Source organism: Nitrosopumilus sp. b1, assembly GCF_014078545.1.
Classification (GTDB): domain Archaea; phylum Thermoproteota; class Nitrososphaeria; order Nitrososphaerales; family Nitrosopumilaceae; genus PXYB01.
Window position 1 is genome coordinate 1 of sequence record NZ_MU078809.1, and the last position, 660, is coordinate 660.

The following is a 660-nucleotide window of genomic DNA, read 5'->3' on the forward strand; positions in this document are numbered from 1 at the left end:
ATTCTTTTTGTTTTGTTTTCCTCTTTCTATTGCTGCATCTAATCCTTCAGTTGCTCTTGCATCAGTTCTTGCAACAATAACAAAGTCCTTACTACTTCTTGCATCTACTGCAGCTTGAAGCTTTTCAGTATACTCTTCATGTGCAACAACTTCTTTTCCTTGCATATGTCCACATCTTTTAGGCCATCTTTGATCTTCTAAGAACATTCCAGAAGCTCCTGCTGCCTCTAACTCCTTTACAAGCTTCCATACACTTAGTGCATTTCCATAACCTGTATCTGCATCAACAATTACGGGAGGTGATACTGCACGGCAAATCCTCCTTGCATTCTCTACAGTCTCAGTTGCTCCTATGAACCCATAATCTGGCATTCCAAATAGAGTTGCAGATGTTCCATATCCCGTTTGAAACATTGCCTCAAAACCCGTCTTCTCAACTATCTTTGCACCAATTGCATCATAAACTCCGGGAATCACTAGTGGTCCTTTTTGTTTCAAAAGTTGACGGAATTTTTTCAATGATTTTTGTAATCTAGAGAATTATTTAATCTCTGTTTTTGATTTATTTTTAGAAATCCATTCTTCATAGATTTTAATTAAATCATCTACATCTGATTCATTTTCAGAATATGTTACAAAAACTCCAAAATTTCCTTTTTT

General features: G+C 35.9%; 1 protein-coding gene. It reads right to left on the minus strand.

From position 1 onward, the window contains the following. A partial coding sequence (locus C6988_RS11040) for an isocitrate lyase/PEP mutase family protein (protein WP_182135505.1) occupies window positions 1-519 on the minus strand: 519 nt, incomplete at its 3' end. Window positions 520-660 lie beyond the last annotated feature (141 nt).